The sequence below is a fragment of the Thermomicrobiales bacterium genome, assembly GCA_041390825.1.
In the GTDB taxonomy this organism is placed as follows: domain Bacteria; phylum Chloroflexota; class Chloroflexia; order Thermomicrobiales; family UBA6265; genus JAMLHN01.
This window is the reverse complement of sequence record JAWKPF010000016.1, coordinates 1-16,191: the sequence shown is the minus strand read 5'-3', so window position 1 is coordinate 16,191 and position 16,191 is coordinate 1. Positions and strand designations below refer to the sequence as shown.

General features: G+C 61.6%; 16 protein-coding genes and 1 pseudogene. 8 read left to right on the top strand and 9 right to left on the bottom strand.

Annotation, left to right across the window (positions count from 1 at the left end; genetic code table 11):
* Positions 1-1,229: 1,229 nt before the first annotated feature.
* A complete protein-coding gene (locus tag R2855_10025) occupies positions 1,230-1,397 on the bottom strand; it encodes a hypothetical protein (GenBank protein ID MEZ4531356.1) in 168 nt (55 codons plus the stop codon).
* Positions 1,398-3,005: 1,608 nt separating this feature from the next.
* Here R2855_10025 and R2855_10020 point away from each other — a divergent pair.
* Positions 3,006-3,428 carry a hypothetical protein gene (locus R2855_10020; GenBank protein ID MEZ4531355.1) on the top strand — a complete coding sequence of 141 codons (423 nt, stop codon included), beginning with the start codon at positions 3,006-3,008 and terminating at the stop codon, positions 3,426-3,428.
* 41 nt (positions 3,429-3,469) lie between these two features.
* On the opposite strand, the gene R2855_10015 is transcribed toward R2855_10020, so the two are convergent.
* Complete coding sequence (locus tag R2855_10015) at positions 3,470-3,805, bottom strand: hypothetical protein (GenBank protein ID MEZ4531354.1); 336 nt, start codon at positions 3,803-3,805, stop codon at positions 3,470-3,472.
* Positions 3,806-5,510: 1,705 nt separating this feature from the next.
* On the opposite strand from R2855_10015, the gene R2855_10010 reads away from it, so the two are divergent.
* Positions 5,511-5,642, top strand: a complete 132-nt coding sequence (locus R2855_10010; protein MEZ4531353.1) for a hypothetical protein — start codon at positions 5,511-5,513, stop codon at positions 5,640-5,642.
* A 149-nt stretch (positions 5,643-5,791) separates the two neighbouring features.
* Here the strand turns inward: R2855_10010 and R2855_10005 are convergent, their stop codons facing one another.
* A complete protein-coding gene (locus R2855_10005) occupies positions 5,792-5,932 on the bottom strand; it encodes a hypothetical protein (protein MEZ4531352.1) in 141 nt (46 codons plus the stop codon).
* A 436-nt stretch (positions 5,933-6,368) separates the two neighbouring features.
* Between R2855_10005 and R2855_10000 the strand changes: the two are divergent.
* Positions 6,369-6,704 (top strand): annotated as a pseudogene (locus tag R2855_10000) (beta-ketoacyl synthase N-terminal-like domain-containing protein).
* Between the two features lie 868 nt (positions 6,705-7,572).
* Here the strand turns inward: R2855_10000 and R2855_09995 are convergent.
* The 3 genes from R2855_09995 to R2855_09985 all read right to left on the bottom strand — a co-directional run bounded on the left by R2855_09995 (position 7,573) and on the right by R2855_09985 (position 10,190).
* Entirely contained in the window at positions 7,573-7,953 is a 381-nt protein-coding gene (locus tag R2855_09995) for a hypothetical protein (protein MEZ4531351.1), read from the bottom strand.
* A 1,708-nt stretch (positions 7,954-9,661) separates the two neighbouring features.
* Entirely contained in the window at positions 9,662-9,976 is a 315-nt protein-coding gene (locus tag R2855_09990) for a hypothetical protein (protein ID MEZ4531350.1), read from the bottom strand.
* A 4-nt stretch (positions 9,977-9,980) separates the two neighbouring features.
* Positions 9,981-10,190 carry a hypothetical protein gene (locus tag R2855_09985; GenBank protein ID MEZ4531349.1) on the bottom strand — a complete coding sequence of 70 codons (210 nt, stop codon included), beginning with the start codon at positions 10,188-10,190 and terminating at the stop codon, positions 9,981-9,983.
* Between R2855_09985 and R2855_09980 the strand changes: the two genes are divergently transcribed.
* On the top strand, positions 10,189-10,668 hold the full coding sequence (locus tag R2855_09980; GenBank protein ID MEZ4531348.1) for a hypothetical protein: 480 nt from the start codon (positions 10,189-10,191) through the stop codon (positions 10,666-10,668). The two genes, R2855_09985 and R2855_09980, sit on opposite strands and share 2 nt — an antisense overlap.
* A 934-nt stretch (positions 10,669-11,602) precedes the next feature.
* On the opposite strand, the gene R2855_09975 is transcribed toward R2855_09980, so the two are convergent.
* The 3 genes from R2855_09975 to R2855_09965 all read right to left on the bottom strand — a co-directional run bounded on the left by R2855_09975 (position 11,603) and on the right by R2855_09965 (position 12,446).
* Complete coding sequence (locus tag R2855_09975; protein MEZ4531347.1) at positions 11,603-11,911, bottom strand: hypothetical protein; 309 nt, start codon at positions 11,909-11,911, stop codon at positions 11,603-11,605.
* A 103-nt stretch (positions 11,912-12,014) separates the two neighbouring features.
* Positions 12,015-12,305, bottom strand: coding sequence for a hypothetical protein (locus R2855_09970; protein MEZ4531346.1), 291 nt, complete (start codon positions 12,303-12,305; stop codon positions 12,015-12,017).
* The gene (locus tag R2855_09965) at positions 12,306-12,446 is read right to left on the bottom strand and encodes a hypothetical protein (protein ID MEZ4531345.1); all 141 of its coding nucleotides are present in this window, start codon (positions 12,444-12,446) and stop codon (positions 12,306-12,308) included.
* A 459-nt stretch (positions 12,447-12,905) separates the two neighbouring features.
* On the opposite strand from R2855_09965, the gene R2855_09960 reads away from it, so the two are divergent.
* From R2855_09960 to R2855_09945, 4 genes are all read left to right on the top strand, one after another.
* On the top strand, positions 12,906-13,826 hold the full coding sequence (locus R2855_09960; protein ID MEZ4531344.1) for a transporter substrate-binding domain-containing protein: 921 nt from the start codon (positions 12,906-12,908) through the stop codon (positions 13,824-13,826).
* 261 nt (positions 13,827-14,087) lie between these two features.
* Complete coding sequence (locus R2855_09955; GenBank protein ID MEZ4531343.1) at positions 14,088-14,786, top strand: amino acid ABC transporter permease; 699 nt, start codon at positions 14,088-14,090, stop codon at positions 14,784-14,786.
* Positions 14,783-15,460, top strand: coding sequence for an amino acid ABC transporter permease (locus R2855_09950; protein MEZ4531342.1), 678 nt, complete (start codon positions 14,783-14,785; stop codon positions 15,458-15,460). Before R2855_09955 ends, R2855_09950 begins: the two co-directional genes overlap by 4 nt.
* The coding region (locus tag R2855_09945; GenBank protein MEZ4531341.1) for an amino acid ABC transporter ATP-binding protein at positions 15,457-16,191 on the top strand (735 nt) is incomplete at its 3' end. The genes R2855_09950 and R2855_09945, both read left to right, overlap by 4 nt.

Below are 16,191 nucleotides of genomic sequence, written 5' to 3'. Positions count from 1 at the left end.
GCCTGGCGAAACGCCATCCGCGCCTCATCTGGCCGTCCCAGCCCGGCGCGTAGGTGTACCCAAGTCCGTGTACCAGGCATCACCCTGGGAGCCGGCGGTTTCGCCGGGCGGCAAGTCAACGATGCGCTCTCTAATTCAAGCGTGCCTGCCGTAGACGCGCATTTTCGGCCAGTGCCAGTGTCAATTTCCTCCATTTTGAGCATCGAGGGATCGGCGGTTGTTTCGATCGCGAGCAACCTCGCTCTCGCTGCTCGGGAGCGAGCGCATCGCAGCATCGCCACGCCAGACTTTCTGCCGCAATGCCGAGACGGAACTCATCCGCCTGGCATCGGAGCATGCCCTGGAAGAACCGTGCGTATGCTCCAGCGCGGGATCTCCCGCTTCCCGACCAAGCCGCTCGGCGGTTTCGAGGTGAAGCTTTACACCGCCTGGTGATCCTCGAAGTACCGAGCATCGCCGCCACTCGAAATCGCAGCCACCCCCCCCCCTGTTCGCCGGCATGGCCACTCTCTTCTTCCAGGATTCTCAGCGCCGTCTCGACCGCTGGGCGCGCGCGGTTCGCCAGGCAAACGCGCGCTGCGCCCGCTCGCCCGCGCCAACCACTCCACCGCGCGAAGATCACCAGCCTGCTGGAAGTGATAGGGCAACGTGATATCCGTCCGCCGCCACACGACGCGAGCACATCTCCGATCTGCCGATGCCACATACGCCGGCGCGGGGTGGAAGAACGCTGTCGTGGTAGAGCGAATCGCGAATCAGGGCGTGCGTGAACGTGCCACTGACGTCCCGTCCGGCGTCGCGTCGAGGCATCGCGGGCATCGATGGCGCGTTCGACCATCGAGCAACCGTGCCCTGATACCCCGCTGACGCTCTCCCATACATTCAGCGTGCGCCGATCTGGCCGATAACGGCGGCAATCGCCGCAACGTTTCCGCGTCATGCCCGAGTCGGGAAAGCCGCTGGTCGATGACTTGTCGGAGCAGCACGGAATTGCTGCCTGCTCGAACGCGCCGATGTGTCCAAACTGTGCCATGCCCGTCCGGCAGCAGGACGCTCCCCCCTTCCAGGGCACGCAAGAGCTCGACCACGAAAAAGGGATTGCCGTCCGCACGCTGTTGCACGGCTTGCCAGGCGAGATCGGCGCACCGTCAACCGATAGGCATCATCGATCACGCCACGAACATCGTCTCGCGTCAACAAACGACACGTCGATGCGCAACGCCAGCGCTTCACGCACCAGAATCGGCAGAAGCTCGTGAAGCGCATGCGCGCGTGACATCCGTACTGCGATAGGTCAGCAGCAGGATCGGTAAAGCGAGCTGGCGGGCGAACAATCGCAGCAATTCGAGGGGCTTCGTCAGTTCGCCCAGTGTGAGATCCTCCAGCACGATCACCAAATCTGCTCGCGGCCGATCACGTGCCAGCGAAGAAGAAATCGCGCATCTCACTTATGAAGGCGGTTTGGCTGGAACCCTGTCGAGTTGCGGAACAGGGCAGTGGGCTGTCCCGGAAATCTCGCCGCAGCGAGGGGTAATGCTCGATCAACTCCGCCCCACGGACCGTGGGGGTGACACCGCAACGTCATGGCAATGCCCGGTGAGGGACAGGCACTCCGACGCTGCTCGCTTCCCTGCTGGCGTCTCGGCCAGTCTGGACTTGCCAATACCCGCCTCGCCAGCACCACCATGCTGCCGTTTCACGGCCAATGCCTCCGGTAGCTGCGCGCGCAGCACGCCGGGCTCCCGAGACCGACCCACCAATAGCGGCGGACACCCTCCGGACAATGGGCCACGTTCGATCCTCATGCTGCTCTGACGTAAACGGCTCCTTCCAGACCGCCGAACTGCTGCATTATGACCACCAATGGTATCTGGCGATACCCGCGCCCGAAACCCTCGGTCGCGGTGATTCAGGCACCGACCTCGACTCCAGCACAGCAGATTGCGCAAAATGCGAAGGACGTCACAAGCTTCTGTCAAGACAATACGGAATTTCGGGAAACATCAAAACATAAAACCAAATGCCGTCCTTGTACGTACGAGGCGATTGGGCACCACCATCCACCTACCCCCGCTCGAAGAAGAAGATGGAAGACACGCCCGGACACGGACGCGCTCTATTCGCGCGCTCGGCCGACTTACACACCACCAGGAAGTCGATGACGTTCTGCTCGCCCAATGGGTGGGCTGTCCCTCGGACAAAGCATTCCTGGACGATATTACGCTCTCGACTGACTGGGCAGGCAACCGAATCGCCCGCAGCGTTTCTCGGCGGCGCCGATGCCACCGCCCATCACAGGCAACCCTGAAAGCGTTCGAGCACCATCTGAGTGGTTCAGAGGTGCAGCGATTGCTCGACGCGATCGACATGAACGTCAACGGCGGCCAACAGCTACCGCTTTCGTATGAGGGCTCCGCCCGTCACCAAGGATGCCGCGTTCGATTCGATCACGGCGTTGTCGCTTGCCGGAGAGATGACCGTGCGCCGGGCCGGCAGCCAGCGCAGAGGATCACGGCGCTTTCTGAGAGGCGTCGGCGCGTCTCTGGGTGCTGGCCGATCTCTTTCGATCGGGCACATTACCAGGTCGAAGAACTCTGCCTCAAGCGGGACGAGATCGCCGGTCAGTTGGGTTAGCACGCGGCACGCCACGCCTTTGCCGCGCTTTTGCCAGCACGCGGCGCAAAAACGTAAGCGAACGTTGGCGCAAGAACAACCCACCGTTGCAAGTCGTCAGTTGTCAGTCGTCAGTCTTCAGTCGCCTGTTTCCCGAAATTGCCTGTTGCCTCTTGCCCGTTGCCTCTTACCTGTTGCCTCTTGCCTATTGCCTATTGCCGTTGCCCGTTGCCCGTTGCCCGTTGCCTACTTCCTGATCCTTCCTGCGGTCAGGCGAACCTCTCCCGAACTGGTACCATCTGCCGTCGAAACGCGCAGAAGTCGCTGAGCGTTCTCGGTTCGACCGGCAATCCTCGCGCGCCCGGTGTCGATTCTCCTTCGAAGGTCTGATCGTGAGCACGTTGTCCGGATCGCCGCCCGATCCTCGCCGCATTGCGGCAGGGCAACGCGCGACGCAACGCTGCCGGCAAGAAGAAGCTCCCCGCCGAACGCTTGCCGGGTATTGCCCGGCGCCGCAAGAACAGTTCACGATGACTCGCCGATTCCTGCTGGTCGGTGTGCTGATCTTCATCAGGCTCTTCGTGTCGACTTCGCTGGCCATGGTTTTGTCGACGGTGGCAGCCGTGGCCGGCACGGTCGAGGCATATCGCGGGTCAACGCCAAGCTGCCCAATGCTGGCGGTGGTAACCGTCGATACCTTCCAAACATCGCGCATCTACGATCGAGCAGACCTGCTGCAGGGAGATCAGAAGCGCCAGACGGCGGATGGCGCACCTTCGTTACTCTCGATCAAATCTCGCGATCGCCCAGTCTGACGCGACGGTAGCCGCCGAGGACGCGCCACCTTCTGGAGTCATCAGGGTGTCGAGCCAGTGGCCATCCTGCGCGGCATCTGCATCAATATCAGCGGCGACGGTTCGTCTGGTGGCTCGACCATCACGCAGCAATTGGCTCGCGGACTCTGCCGGAGGAGATCGGTTTCGATATCTCGATCACGCGCAAGTTCAAGGAGCGCTCGCCGCGATCGAGCTCGACCGCGGAGTATTCCAAGCAGGACATCTTGATGATGTACCTGAACCAGATCTTCTACGGACAGCGTTCCGGCATCGAAGCTGCCGCGCACCAGACCTACTTCAACAAGCACGCCAGCGAGCTCAATCTGGCAGAGGCCTCGCTGCTTGCCGGTCTCCACAGGCGCCGTCCTGGTACGACCCAACCGTGCGGCTCGACCAGAATAGCTCCGGCAGAAAGTACGTGCTCGACCAGATGGTCAAGTACCACTACATCTTGCGGAAGAGAGCCAGACGATGCGTGGAATACGCGCTGCAACCCACAGACCCGCACCAGCGAAATCGGGAGCCAATCACTTCACCCAATATGCCAAGGACTACGTGCGCCAGAAATATGGCGGACGCATTCGTAAAGGGCGGTTTGCAGATCTGGACGTCGGTCGATCTCGACCTGCAAGCATAAGCCAGTTGATGATTCAGGAAAACATGCCGTTCCTGAACGCCTACCGACGCAACAATGCCTCGATGGTGGTCCTGTTCCGCACACCGGCGGTGTTGGCGATGGTCAGTTCGGCTGATTTCAACGACCCCACGATCGGCGGTCAGATCAACTACGCATTGGCGAACCTGCAGCCGGGCTCGTCGGTCAGCCGGTGCATCTATGCGGCCGCATTCGAAAGCGGGTGGAATCCGGGCACTGTTGTCATGGATGACACCATGAAGGTCGAAACCCCTGGCGCGCCCCAATCCGTGGCCCGAACCGAGGAACTACCTGGGCTTTCGTACGGTGCAGTTCCCGTTCGTACGCGCTCTCGAATTCGCTCAACATCCCGGCAGTCAAGGCAATTCAATACGCCGGTGTGGACCATGCCTACGATCTGGCGGCGCGCCGGATGGGCATCAAGACCGGGATGCCGGAATCGCCCGAAAACTACAGGCTCTCTCGCGCTCGGTTCGGGTGAGGTGCCGTTGCTGGAGCACCAACGTCTGCAACCTTCTCGAATCAGGGCAAATACGTCGCCGCCAATCCAATTCTGAAAATCACCGATTCCGAGCGGTCGGTGCTCTATGAGCTCGATCGGAACACCACCGCTGCAAAACGCGCCCCAGGGCACCAACGCCGAAATCTCCTACAGATCCGTCGATTCTGACTGACGACGAGGCCCGCTCGATGGTTTTCGGCGGGAACCTCTTCGAGGACACAGAGATTGGGACGTCCAGTCGCCGCGAAATCAGGGACGACCGACAATTGGAAAGACATCTGGACCATGGGCTACACCACCGATGGCGATCGGGGGTCTGGACCGGGCAAACAACACAATCCGGCGATGCGGAAATCGACTTCCCCAGCTCGACGGTATCCAAGGGCGCCGGTCCGATCTGGCAACAGATGATGGAGCTGATGCATGACCCCGCCTTCTCGTCCTACCTGTCCGGACCGACGGCCAGCCGATGGCCCACGACTGGAGCATCCCGCCCGGTTTGGTCCAGACCCAGATCTGCTCCCCACCGGGCATCCAGGCATCGGGCAGCGAGGATTCCACTACCGAGAGTGGCTGATCAAGGATGCGGGTCCGTCACTTCCATGACCGGCTGTGCCTACGAGATGGCCAGCTGGGCATGCCATGGAGGACCTGCAGAAGAACACGGCGGCAAGTACGCCGATGGTGGCGAGTCGCGCATTCTGCGCTATACCCGGCACCGTTGGGGTCGACGGCTATGTCCGACTTCGATGAAGATGACGGCTCGACTACAGGGGATTACGATCCGGACGACGGGAAATCCCAATCGAGCAGCGAGCAGACTAGCCCGGAGCCTCGCGCGTAGTCACAGCGCTCGGGCATACTTTACGCAGGCGTATCCAAATTGGCGCAGGCGGGTGAAGGCATGAAGCTCGAACTGTTCGACGGGGAAGAGACGGTCCGCCAGATCGGGGCGGTGGTTGTCGATGTCTCCAACAGCGAAGTTCAGGTCGATTTGGGTCCGGCTGACGGAGCGCCCAATGTGCGATCGTTATGAGCCGCGACGAGGCCTTCGACTCGGTTTGATTCCGCCCTCCACGGAATCGACGGGGAACGTGTCATCCTGGTGGATGACTGGCCGAACACTTCGGCGCATCACCGTCACCTGGCTGAAATGAAACCATTCGCCCTGGTTTCGCGTTTACACTAAGTGATCGGCATGTTTGCAGCAGCGTCGCCGATGATTGCCGGGCACCGGGGAAACTCGGGGTCGACCAGGGTGCGAATTTCGAAGAGGACCACCCAATTGAGCACCAGGAGGGCATTCAACTGAGCAGGCCTAGCCACCCGTTCTGCTTCTCCTCTTTTTCACCTCAGTACCGTTGCAGCGGCGGTTGCACGCAACGCTCCCAAATACGCCTCACCGTCTTATGGAAGAAAGTCGTTCGCGACCATGGGACGAACACCTCGGCAGCGAACTCCTTTGCAACGAGCGCCCGGCGAGAACGGTTTCCAACCGCGCCGGGCGCTCGTATGTTCAAGGGGACCGCTATACTTGGCCAGATTTTCCCATGCGGAGTCCGTTACAGGCAGGTTGACCGGCAGATTCGTCCAGTTGCAGCCGTATTCGCACACCATTCAGGAACACCGTATGACGTTCCGATCTCACTTCCCCGACCTCGTGCCCGGTTTGTGGCGCCCCGGTCTCTGAAACGCAACTCTTCTGTGGAACCTGCGGTAGCGAGCTGCGAGGCCAACGTGCCCGTACCAGCGCCAGGTCGTTGTCACCGGATTGGGCGCAGTGAGCGCAGTGGGGCTCACCGCGAAAGCGTCATGGGAAAACATCCTGAAGGGGAAAAGCGGTATCAAGCGCATCCCTATCTCCCAGGAAGGCAACTACTCATGCCAGGTGCGCGGCGATCTCCGAAATGGACGATCTCCGCAACGCTTCCTCGACTCCAAGACCGCGCGCAACACCTCGCAGTTCAGCCTCTGGTTGATGGAGGCCGCCGGCGCCGCGCTCATTTCCGCCGGACTGGTCGATGAAGCGGGCAATCCACTCATGGATCTGCTGCCCGGCCGGTTCGGTCATCGGGACCTGTGTTGGCGGATGCTATGACTGATCTGCTTCCTGCCTATGACACCTTCAACACCGGGGACACGGTAAGCTGTCTCCCATACACGTCAGTTCCCGCTCAACATGGCGTCCTACACCGTGCAGTGGCGTTTTTGTATGGGAGGACCGAGCAGCACGGTTTCCTGTGCCTGCGCCACAGGCACGCAGGCCGTGGCGAGGCGTTTCATGTCGTCCAGTCCGGCATTGCGCCATTGATGCTGGCAGGAGCCTCTGAATCGACCGTGCATCCGATGGGCGTCGCGGGCTTCTCGGCGATGCGCGCTGGTGACCGACTCCGAACGAGCATCCCGAAGAGGCGCTGCGTCCCTTCGACGCTACCCGCTCCGGTTTCGCGCTCGGCGAAGGGGCCGGCGCGCTTGTGCTGGGAGAGGACTACGATTTCGCCATGGCGCGGGGCGCGCGAGTGTTTGCCGAGATCGTCGGCTTTACGCCTCCAGCAACGATGCCATCCGATCGCGCCACAGCCAGAAGGAATTGGCGCGGCCCGAACATCGTGGCCGCATTGGCGGACGCAGGTGTGACTCCCGACAAGATCCCAGGGCACATCCAGGCGCATGCCGCCTCGACCCCGCGGGAGACGTGGCCGAAGCCGCGCGATCCATCATGTCTATGGCGAACACACCGCATCGATTCCGGTGATGTCTGTGAAAGAGCAACATCGGGCATTGCATGGGCGGGGCTGGGGGCGATCGAGACTGCCATGGAGTATCCCTCTCGATCGCCGAGCAGGTATTCCGCCGACCGCCCAACTACAAGAACCCTGATCCCGAAGTCAATCTCGACGTCGTGCATGGCGCGGCACGGCCTGTGAATTCGAATACATGGCCAAGCACGGATTCGGGCTTGGCGGTCAGAGCGCGGCGCTCGTGCTGGAAACGACCGCCGGCAGAGTTTCGCGCATCAAACGAGCAAGGATCTTGAATGAGCAGCCATTACGCCCAACGCCGCAGCTGGAGACAACGCCATGACCGAGTTCGTCATGGTCTATCATAATGTGCCGGCAGACAAGCGCATGCAGCCAATCGACGGCGGTTGGGCGCGACAGCTGCTGCAGCACCTGCTCAGATCCGAGATCGTTTTCTCTACCCGATTGCGTACCGCCATTGCCCGTCCAGGCGGCAGTATCCTGCCGTTCGATCAGGATCTCTACGAGGAGCGCATCCCGGTAGCGGAGATCCCCGACGAGTTGTTGCTGGACGCTGGCCACGTTGCGCGCGGTCAATCTCGCCATTCTGCGCGCTGCCTGACGAGGCATGGGAACAAAGCGTTCAGCATCCCGAAGCAGGACCGCAAACGCTCGATCGGATCGCCAACTCTTCGGAAATCACGTCACCGACCACTTGAACGATATGAAGAACGCCGGGCTGGGAACGCGCAGCCTTTGATCAGGACCTCAAGGAGCTCGTCGTCTGGGCACAGCGTGACGTTTACCCGATATCTTCATGTTCCTCCTGGAGATCGGGATGTGGGCATCGTTACCTGGATCGGCTGAGCCGGATCCGGCGTCACCCAGTAGCTCCTGGCCGCCGGACTTACCACTGCGGCTATCCTCTTGTGGGGCATCTTCCGCACACCCGGGATGCCACCGGCAACCAAGCCAGCGTATTCCCGACGCCGGGACCGGTCCGTCTCGTACTGGAAGTCAGCCTCTTTCTCCTGGCCGGCTATGGACTCACGGGTGACCGGCTATCGCTGGATCGCCGAGACGCTTTGGACCTTTGCGGCCCTGATCTGCGTTCTTTCGTTTTCGCGCATCCGCTGGCTGCTCGATCACTGACTTCGGTGCAAACCTATGACATCGCTCGCCACTGATTTCACCAGCCTGGCTGACATCGACCTTCCCATCGCCCAGGCGCCGATCGGTACGGCGACCACGCCGGAACTAGCCGCCGCCGTGAGCAACGCCGAGGAGGAGCTTGGAACGCTCTCGCTCACCTGGCGCTCGCCCAACGAGGCGCGCGAGCTGATCAGCAGACCAAGGCGCTCACGAACCGACCGTTCGGCATCAACCTGGTGCTTGCATGGGATCCCGGAACCGGCTGGCCATCGCGCTCGAGGAAGGGTCCCGGTGATCTCGCTTTCCTGGGGTGATCCATCTCCTGGGTCGAACAGATTCACGACGCTGCGCTCCTGGTGCATGGTCGGTTCCACGTCGGCAGCAATCGCAGCGAAGAACGCGGGTGTGGACGTGATCGTGGCACAGGGCTACGAAGCGTCCGGTCACGTCGAGGGGGCAAACGAGTCTCCTGGCGCTCATTCCCGAAATGGTCGACGCCGTTGCGCCCACCCCCGTGCTCGCCGCGGGTGGCGACGGGGATGGCCGCGGGCTTGCCGCGCTCTGCCTGGGCGCGTCTGGCGTCTGGCACCCGCTTCGTTCTTTCATCAGAAGCGGATGCCCACGCGGACTACCAGGGACGCTTGATCGACGCCGGCGCGAGCGACACGATCCATACCGCATCTTCCGCGGTGGCTGGCCAGCGAACACCCCATTGCGCACGTTGCCGAACAAGTCGCTTCAGCTCTGGGAAGACGCCGGACGCCCCGAACCGGGCCGCGGCCCCGGGGAGAGGAGACGTGATCGGGCACACCAGCCGCGGCATTCCCATCATGCGCTACCACGACGACTTCCCCGGAGCTCGGACCACAGGCGACCTGGAAAGCATGGTGCTCTACGCTGGTCAGAGCGTCGGCGTCATGCACGACGTGCTTCCTGCGGCTGAGATCGTGGAGTCCATCGCGGACCAGGCACGTTCGGTGCTTTCCGGCTGGGAGGCGCCCGTTGAGCGATCAGGCGACGAGCCAACATGGAGGGATGAGCCGTCTGCGCGCGCTCGCCCCGCCGCCCTCCACAGCGGGCCCGACTCCCGGTACCCTTGCGAGAGCTCTGATGAACGGTATCGTCGTCGCCTGGACGCACTGGAGGATTGGATGAACGGAATTCAGACGCACAGGCATTCTTGCGGAGCATGGGACTGCCCGATCACGATTTGCGCGATCTGCCATCGTCCGATCAGCGCTTCCCAGACGGCGGCCAATGGCGCATCAATTCCTTCAGTCGAGGGTCGAACGCGCTGCGCACCGTCTACCAATATGCCGACGAGTACGGGGTGCCGATTCATCGGGTAAGCCAGGGCGGCGGCGTCATGCTGCTGACCGATGACGAACTGGACGAAATGGCCGCGCTCGGACGCCAGCGCGGCATCGAGATCGGCCTGTTCGTCGGACCTCGCGCCGGCTGGGATGCGGCGCGCCATGGCCCTATTCCACCGCTGGCAAGATCGTCGGACCGAAAGCGCGTGGCGCGGACCAGCTCGTCCATGCGGTCGAAGACGTGAAGCGGGCGCTTTCGAGCACGGTATCAACAGCGTGCTCGTCACCGATGAAGAAGGACTCCTGCTCGTGCTCGGCTGCAAGATGAAGGAGGCCGGGGAGCTGCCGAAGGACCTGATTCTCAAGGGTTTCGGTCATGCTCGGCGCGTCCAATCCGGCCTCGGTACGGTTGCTGCAAGACATCGGCTTGACGACGTTCAATACAACCGATCTCTCGCTGGCGCAATTGGCCGCCATCCGCGCGGCAACCACCATACCGCTCGATATCTATGTCGAGGTTCCCGACGATATCGGTGGGTTCATTCGCCACTACGAGATCGCAGAGCTGGTGCGCGTTTGCGCTCCGGTCTATCTCAAGTTTGGTTTGCGCAACGCGCCAGACATCTACCCGGCCGGAACAGCACCTGGAAGCCACCGCCATTGCCCTGGCCAAGGAACGCTTGCGCCACTTTGGCGAATCGGCTACGACATGCTCAAGCGGCTCGACCCTGACGCGATCATGTCGCCACTGCCTGAACGGTCTCGGTCTAGCACGGTCGCCGGCATACGTGTCTGCCGTGCGAGTGTCGTCATCCCGACGAGGCGGAGTGGAGGGGATCTCCTCGCCACAGCTTGAGGGCAACAAGGTAACGCTTCATTGAAGAACCGATCTGGCGAAGGCCTCCGGGAAAGCGTCGACACGTATCCGGCACGCATGGCACGAAACACGGGGCGGCCCAGGCCGCCCGTTTTCACATGCCTGCGTCAGATTCGCTGAATGTCCGCCGAAAACCTACTCAGCCTCGGATTGAGCATGATGACCACGATTCCGCTGCGCAGGTAGAACTACCGAAAAGCTGACCAGGAAAGTGATCGTCTGCCAGGCGACCTCATACGGTCCAGCCGTTGCGGTAACCGGAATCACCAGCGTGGCTGGGCGCAGGGGCGGATCGCCTGGTAGTAGATCCGGTTGAAGACCGATTCGGGATCGCCTTCGAACATCTCGGTGCCGACAAGAATGGTGTCGCCCAATTCGATGTACGGGAGGCCGTTGTTCTCACTCGCTTTCCAGGTCGGCAGTGCCAGTCAGCGTGCTGGTCGGGTCGCCAGGACCGGCCACCAACTGGTCGGTCGTCTGTACCGGGCCAATTTCCGATGAACTCGCCGTTGGCGGCATTCTGATACCAGCCAGCCAGCGTCACCACGCGCACCGGCTCAGCCACCCGGCGTCGCTGCCGTTTCGGCCAACGGCGTGGCCGACGTTTCGGTTTGTGGCGTCGTCGCGGCGAGCGGCGTGGTCTGCCGCCGGAGTCCCCGTTTGCGCCAGCACCTGTAGCGCGCCCAGGAGGATACCCCATCATCGAGGACTGCGGTCCAGGAGCGCCGCCGCTCCGAAGTGAATACACGCATGCTTCCCCCTCCGCACAAGCAGGAGTAGGCTCAAAACGCTCTTCGGTCGGTTGGCGGGACGTACTGCGTCGGGGATGTACGGACGCATCGTAGCAGGTTTGCGAGCGAAAGCCTAGTCCCCGCAATGGCTCCAGAGGGCTGCGCGAGCAAATGGCTTGCAGTCAATTCTGCAACACGCTGCTCCACGATCTCCGCCTCTCCCGGTTGCAACATGTGCGGACTGAAGGCAATCGTCGATTCGTTTTCGGCCCGACCTCGATCGGCGGCTTTCCGGCGCGCAGATCGGCGATCAGATCGTCACGGGTCAATGGCGCATCAGGCGTAACCTGCGCTGAGGATGCGCGGAATCGGTTCCCCAACTTCGCCAGGTCTCCGATCGCCTGATCGACAGCCAACGCGGCGCCAGCCGCTGCCATGCGGCATCCCAGCTCGACACGACGGCGTCCCCGCTCCATCCGCCTCAGCGACATGGTCAGCTTCCAGATACGTCTCGACCGCGGTCAGCAACCCGATCATCTTCTTTGGACATCTTCATCGCGCAGCCAATGCACGCTGCACCGGCAATCCGTTGGGCTACGCATCGCTTCGATCATTTGGAGTTCCGACCGCCAGCCCGCTGTTCTGCGGTCCGCGCAGCATCTTGCCCCACTGAAGATGGCAACTCGGCGCCGGACTTCGTGTGAAATGCCGCCAGAGATTCGAGACTGGCGGGATCTGCGCCGCGGCATCGACGATCACCGGCACACCACGCGCGTGCGCCCGTTCGATCACGAACTCGAGCGGCAGCGTGTTGCAGTTCAAGTGCGTTCCTGCGAAATAGACCACGGCCGCCGTCCGCTCGTTGATGGCATCATCGAGCTCCACTCATAGGTCTCCGTATGTGTGACCGATCTCCGCCAGTTCCGCACCGGTCATGCGCACTGCGATGTCGTACCAATTGCGCTGGTAGCGGTGGACGACGACCTGGTTCTTCAGCCCATCGAGGCGGTTCGAGAACCGCGCCATGAGCCGCAACATCGTCGCCGGTCACGGCAGCCGCGGTCGCCAACGCCAACGCGGCTGCGGCGCCAGCGTCGCCGACGGCTTCGTTCCCGGTCCAGTCCGCCAGGCGTTTGCCAGCCGCCTCGCTGCAGTTCGAAGATGTTGACGAAAGCCCCTGCGCTATCGGCCATCGCCTGCGCTACATGTGGCGCCATGATCGACCCGCCAAGCCGCGTGTAGGTGGTCGCGCAATTGATGACTGGCTGCACACCGAGTTTCTGGTAGATGTCCATGTTCGGTCGACCTCGCTCCTGAACCACTTCGGCATCTCTTCCGGCATGGTAAGCAATTCACGTGGTAGTTTGCCTGCGTTGACAGACAATCTGGATCACCCCACAATGCCAGGAGATTCACTGTTTGTCAGAAACCGTCGTTCGGACCGAATGCGCGTGCGAAATCGCCGTGCAGAAAGGAAGGGCATCGATGCCAGAAAACCGGATCCCAGGAATGACGAGCCGCCGGAACCTGATCTCCCGGGGCGCGCTGATCGGTGGAGCGGCCGCGGCCGTTTCGCTGCCGAGTTTGCACGCCATGGCGCAGGACGCAACCTCGGACAGCCTGCTCGGGAAGATCCTCGATCGGGGCAAGATCGTTGTCGGTACCGGCAGCACCAACCCGCCATGGCACTTCGAAGATGAAGATGGCCAGCTGGTGGGATTCGATATCTCGCTCGCGCTTTTGCTGGCGGGCGGCATTTTTGGACTCGACCAGGAACAGATCATGGGCGGCGAGGAACCGCGCAAATACGTCGAGTTCGTTGTGCACGAAGCCGATGCCCGAATTCCCGACTTGTTGTCGGACAAGGTCGACATCAACTTCCAGTTCATGACTGTCACGGCGGCCCGAGCGCTGCAGGTGGCTTTCACGGTCCCCTACTATCGCGAAGGCGTGACCCTGTTGCTGCCAGCAGACTCCGAGTACAACTCGCTGGCCGACATGCAGGGGCAGGGACTGACGATCGCGATCCTGGCAAACGTCACCGCCGAAGACATGATCCACCGCGGCGTTCCGGACGCCACCGTCGAGCAGTTCGATTCGGTGGCCGCGTCGGTCGAAGCACTCGACTCCGGCCGCGTCGACGCCACTGGAATCGACATGTCGACTGGCCGCTGGATGGTGGCGCAAGACCCCGAGGTGTACAAGACCATTCCAGAAGGCTGGGACGCGCAGTCGTACGCCGCTTCTGTCAAGCCAGGCGATCAGGTCTTCCTGAACTTCGTCAACACAGCGCTGCAGCAAGCCATGGTCGGACTCGACTTCCCGATCTATCGGGCGGCGTTCAACACCTACTTTGGGGTCGAGCTTCCAAACCCGCCGATTGGTTTCCCGGTCGAGTACCAGTAGGCAACCTGGATTTTGTTTTGAACGGCCGGGTGGCGGTTGCCCCCGGTCGTTCAGTTGGTTCTCCATTTTTCGCCGGATCGCAAGTAGACATCAGTCCGCGGCGATCCAGGCAAAGCGCGCCAATATCGTTGCCACTCGATAGTCACCCGTCGCTGGTCGCGAGCTTCACATCTGGGTGGGCTACAGTGTGCGCATTCGGAAACTGTCGACCCGGCAAACATGCCGTGGCTCACGAATTCACGCACAGGTCCCCGGGGATCGATGTACAAGCTCCGCTGGGAATACATCACCGATAACAAGTGGCTCTTCATCGACGGGCTGGTGCTCGGTCTGAAGATGGCGATTCTCGGTCTCTTGATCGGGACGCTGCTCGGACTGCTCTTCGCGTTCGCACGGCAATATGGCCCTCGCCCGGTGCGATGGTTGGTGACCGCCTATGTCGAGTTGATTCGCAACATTCCATTGCTTCTCATCGTGTCGCTGCTTTATTTCGGTCTTCCCCAGGTCTTTCCACGGCGCAGCACCGGACAGGAATGGGTGCTGAAGATTCTCCCGGACGCCGAACGAACGTTCATCGTGGCACTGGCGATCTATGCTGCCGCGTACCTGACCGAGATTTTCTCCGCCGGCATCATTTCGGTCGGCAAACGCTATCTCGAAGCCGGCACTTCGCTCGGTCTCAGCCGCTGGCAAACGGCAACGTCCATCACCCTGCCAATCATGTTCCGCACGGTGCTGCCCTCACTGGGCAATACCTTCATCGGGCTTTTCAAAGACACGTCGATTGCGGTCGCCATTGCGGCCCCTGAGTTGACCTGGGCGGCGCGCAAGGTGAGCACCGACTACTTCCGCTACATCGAAGCCTGGGCCACCGCAGGACTCATGTATCTGGCAACCTGTTACGCCATTGCCCTGGCGTTGCGCTTCCTCGAACGGCGTATCAAGTGGAGCGTGGCATGAGCCAAGTCTGGGACAACCGCGATCTGATCTGGATCGGCCTCAAGCTGACGTTGCAACTCTCAGCGGTGGCAATCATCGCCAGTTCGATCATCGGGCTCTTCGTCGGGGTTGGGCTGGTCTATGGCAATCGGGTGGTTCGCACCCTGTTGCGGCTCTACGTCGATATCATCCGCGGTTTGCCAATTCTGGTCGTGCTCTTCTTGATCTACTACATCCTCCCCGTCATCGATATCGATATCCTTGGCTGGCATGTGCCGACCAATGTCGGTCGATTTCAGGCTGCGGCCATTGGGTTGAGCGCGTTTGGGGCCGCCCAGGTGGGGGAAGTGGTGCGGGGAGCATTGGCATCGGTGCCACGCGGACAGTCCGATGCAGCGAAATCGCTCGGACTGACATTCTGGCCGCGGTTGTTCCATGTCGCGTTGCCACAGTCGATCCCGGTCATCATTCCCCCCTGGACCAATACCGCCGCTGAATTGGTCAAAGGCACTTCGTTGGCCTCGCTGCTGAGCATGAGCGAGCTGCTGTTCGCCACGCGCAAGATCGTCGAGCGGACCGGAGATGTGCTTCCCTTCTACATCGCCGCCGCTGCAATCTATTTCGTGATTTGCTTTTCGATTTCCCGCGTGGGCGTGTTGGTTGCCCAGCGCTATCGCTTTGGGGTCGCTCGATGAGTATCGATCTCACTCCCGATCCGAACGCCATGGTCTCCATCCGGAACTTGCACAAGAGCTACGGCGAACTGCAAGTGCTCCGTGGGGTCGATCTCGATATCGCTCCGGGTGAAGTGGTCACGGTCATCGGACCAAGTGGTTCGGGCAAGACCACCATGCTCCGTTGCGTGAACTTCCTGGAGACGTATCAGGACGGACGTATCTACGTCGACGGCAAGTTGGTCGGGTATCGAGAGCAAAATGGCCAGCTCAAGCCGGCGCCCGAGAAGGAGATCGCCAGGCTGCGAGCTGAGACCGCGATGGTCTTCCAGCAGTTCAATCTCTTTCCGCACATGACCGCGCTGCGCAATGTCACATTCGGGCCGATGAAAGTGCGCGGAGTGAAAAAGAGCGATGCGGAAGAAAACGCCAGGCGGCTGTTGGCGCGGGTCGGCCTGGCCGACAAGGCCGACTCGTATCCGTCGCAACTTTCCGGTGGACAGCAGCAACGGGTAGCCATCGCCCGCGCTCTGGCAATGGAGCCGAAAGTCATTCTGTTCGACGAAGTCACCTCCGCGCTCGACCCGGAGCTGGTTGGGGAAGTGCTGGCGGTCATGACCGACCTGGCCGAATCGCACGGTGTGACGATGATCGTGGTGACACACGAAATGGGCTTTGCGCGCGATGTGGCCGACCGCATCGTCTTCATGGACGGCGGCGTGGTGGTGGAGCAAGGCGAACCGCGCAAGGTG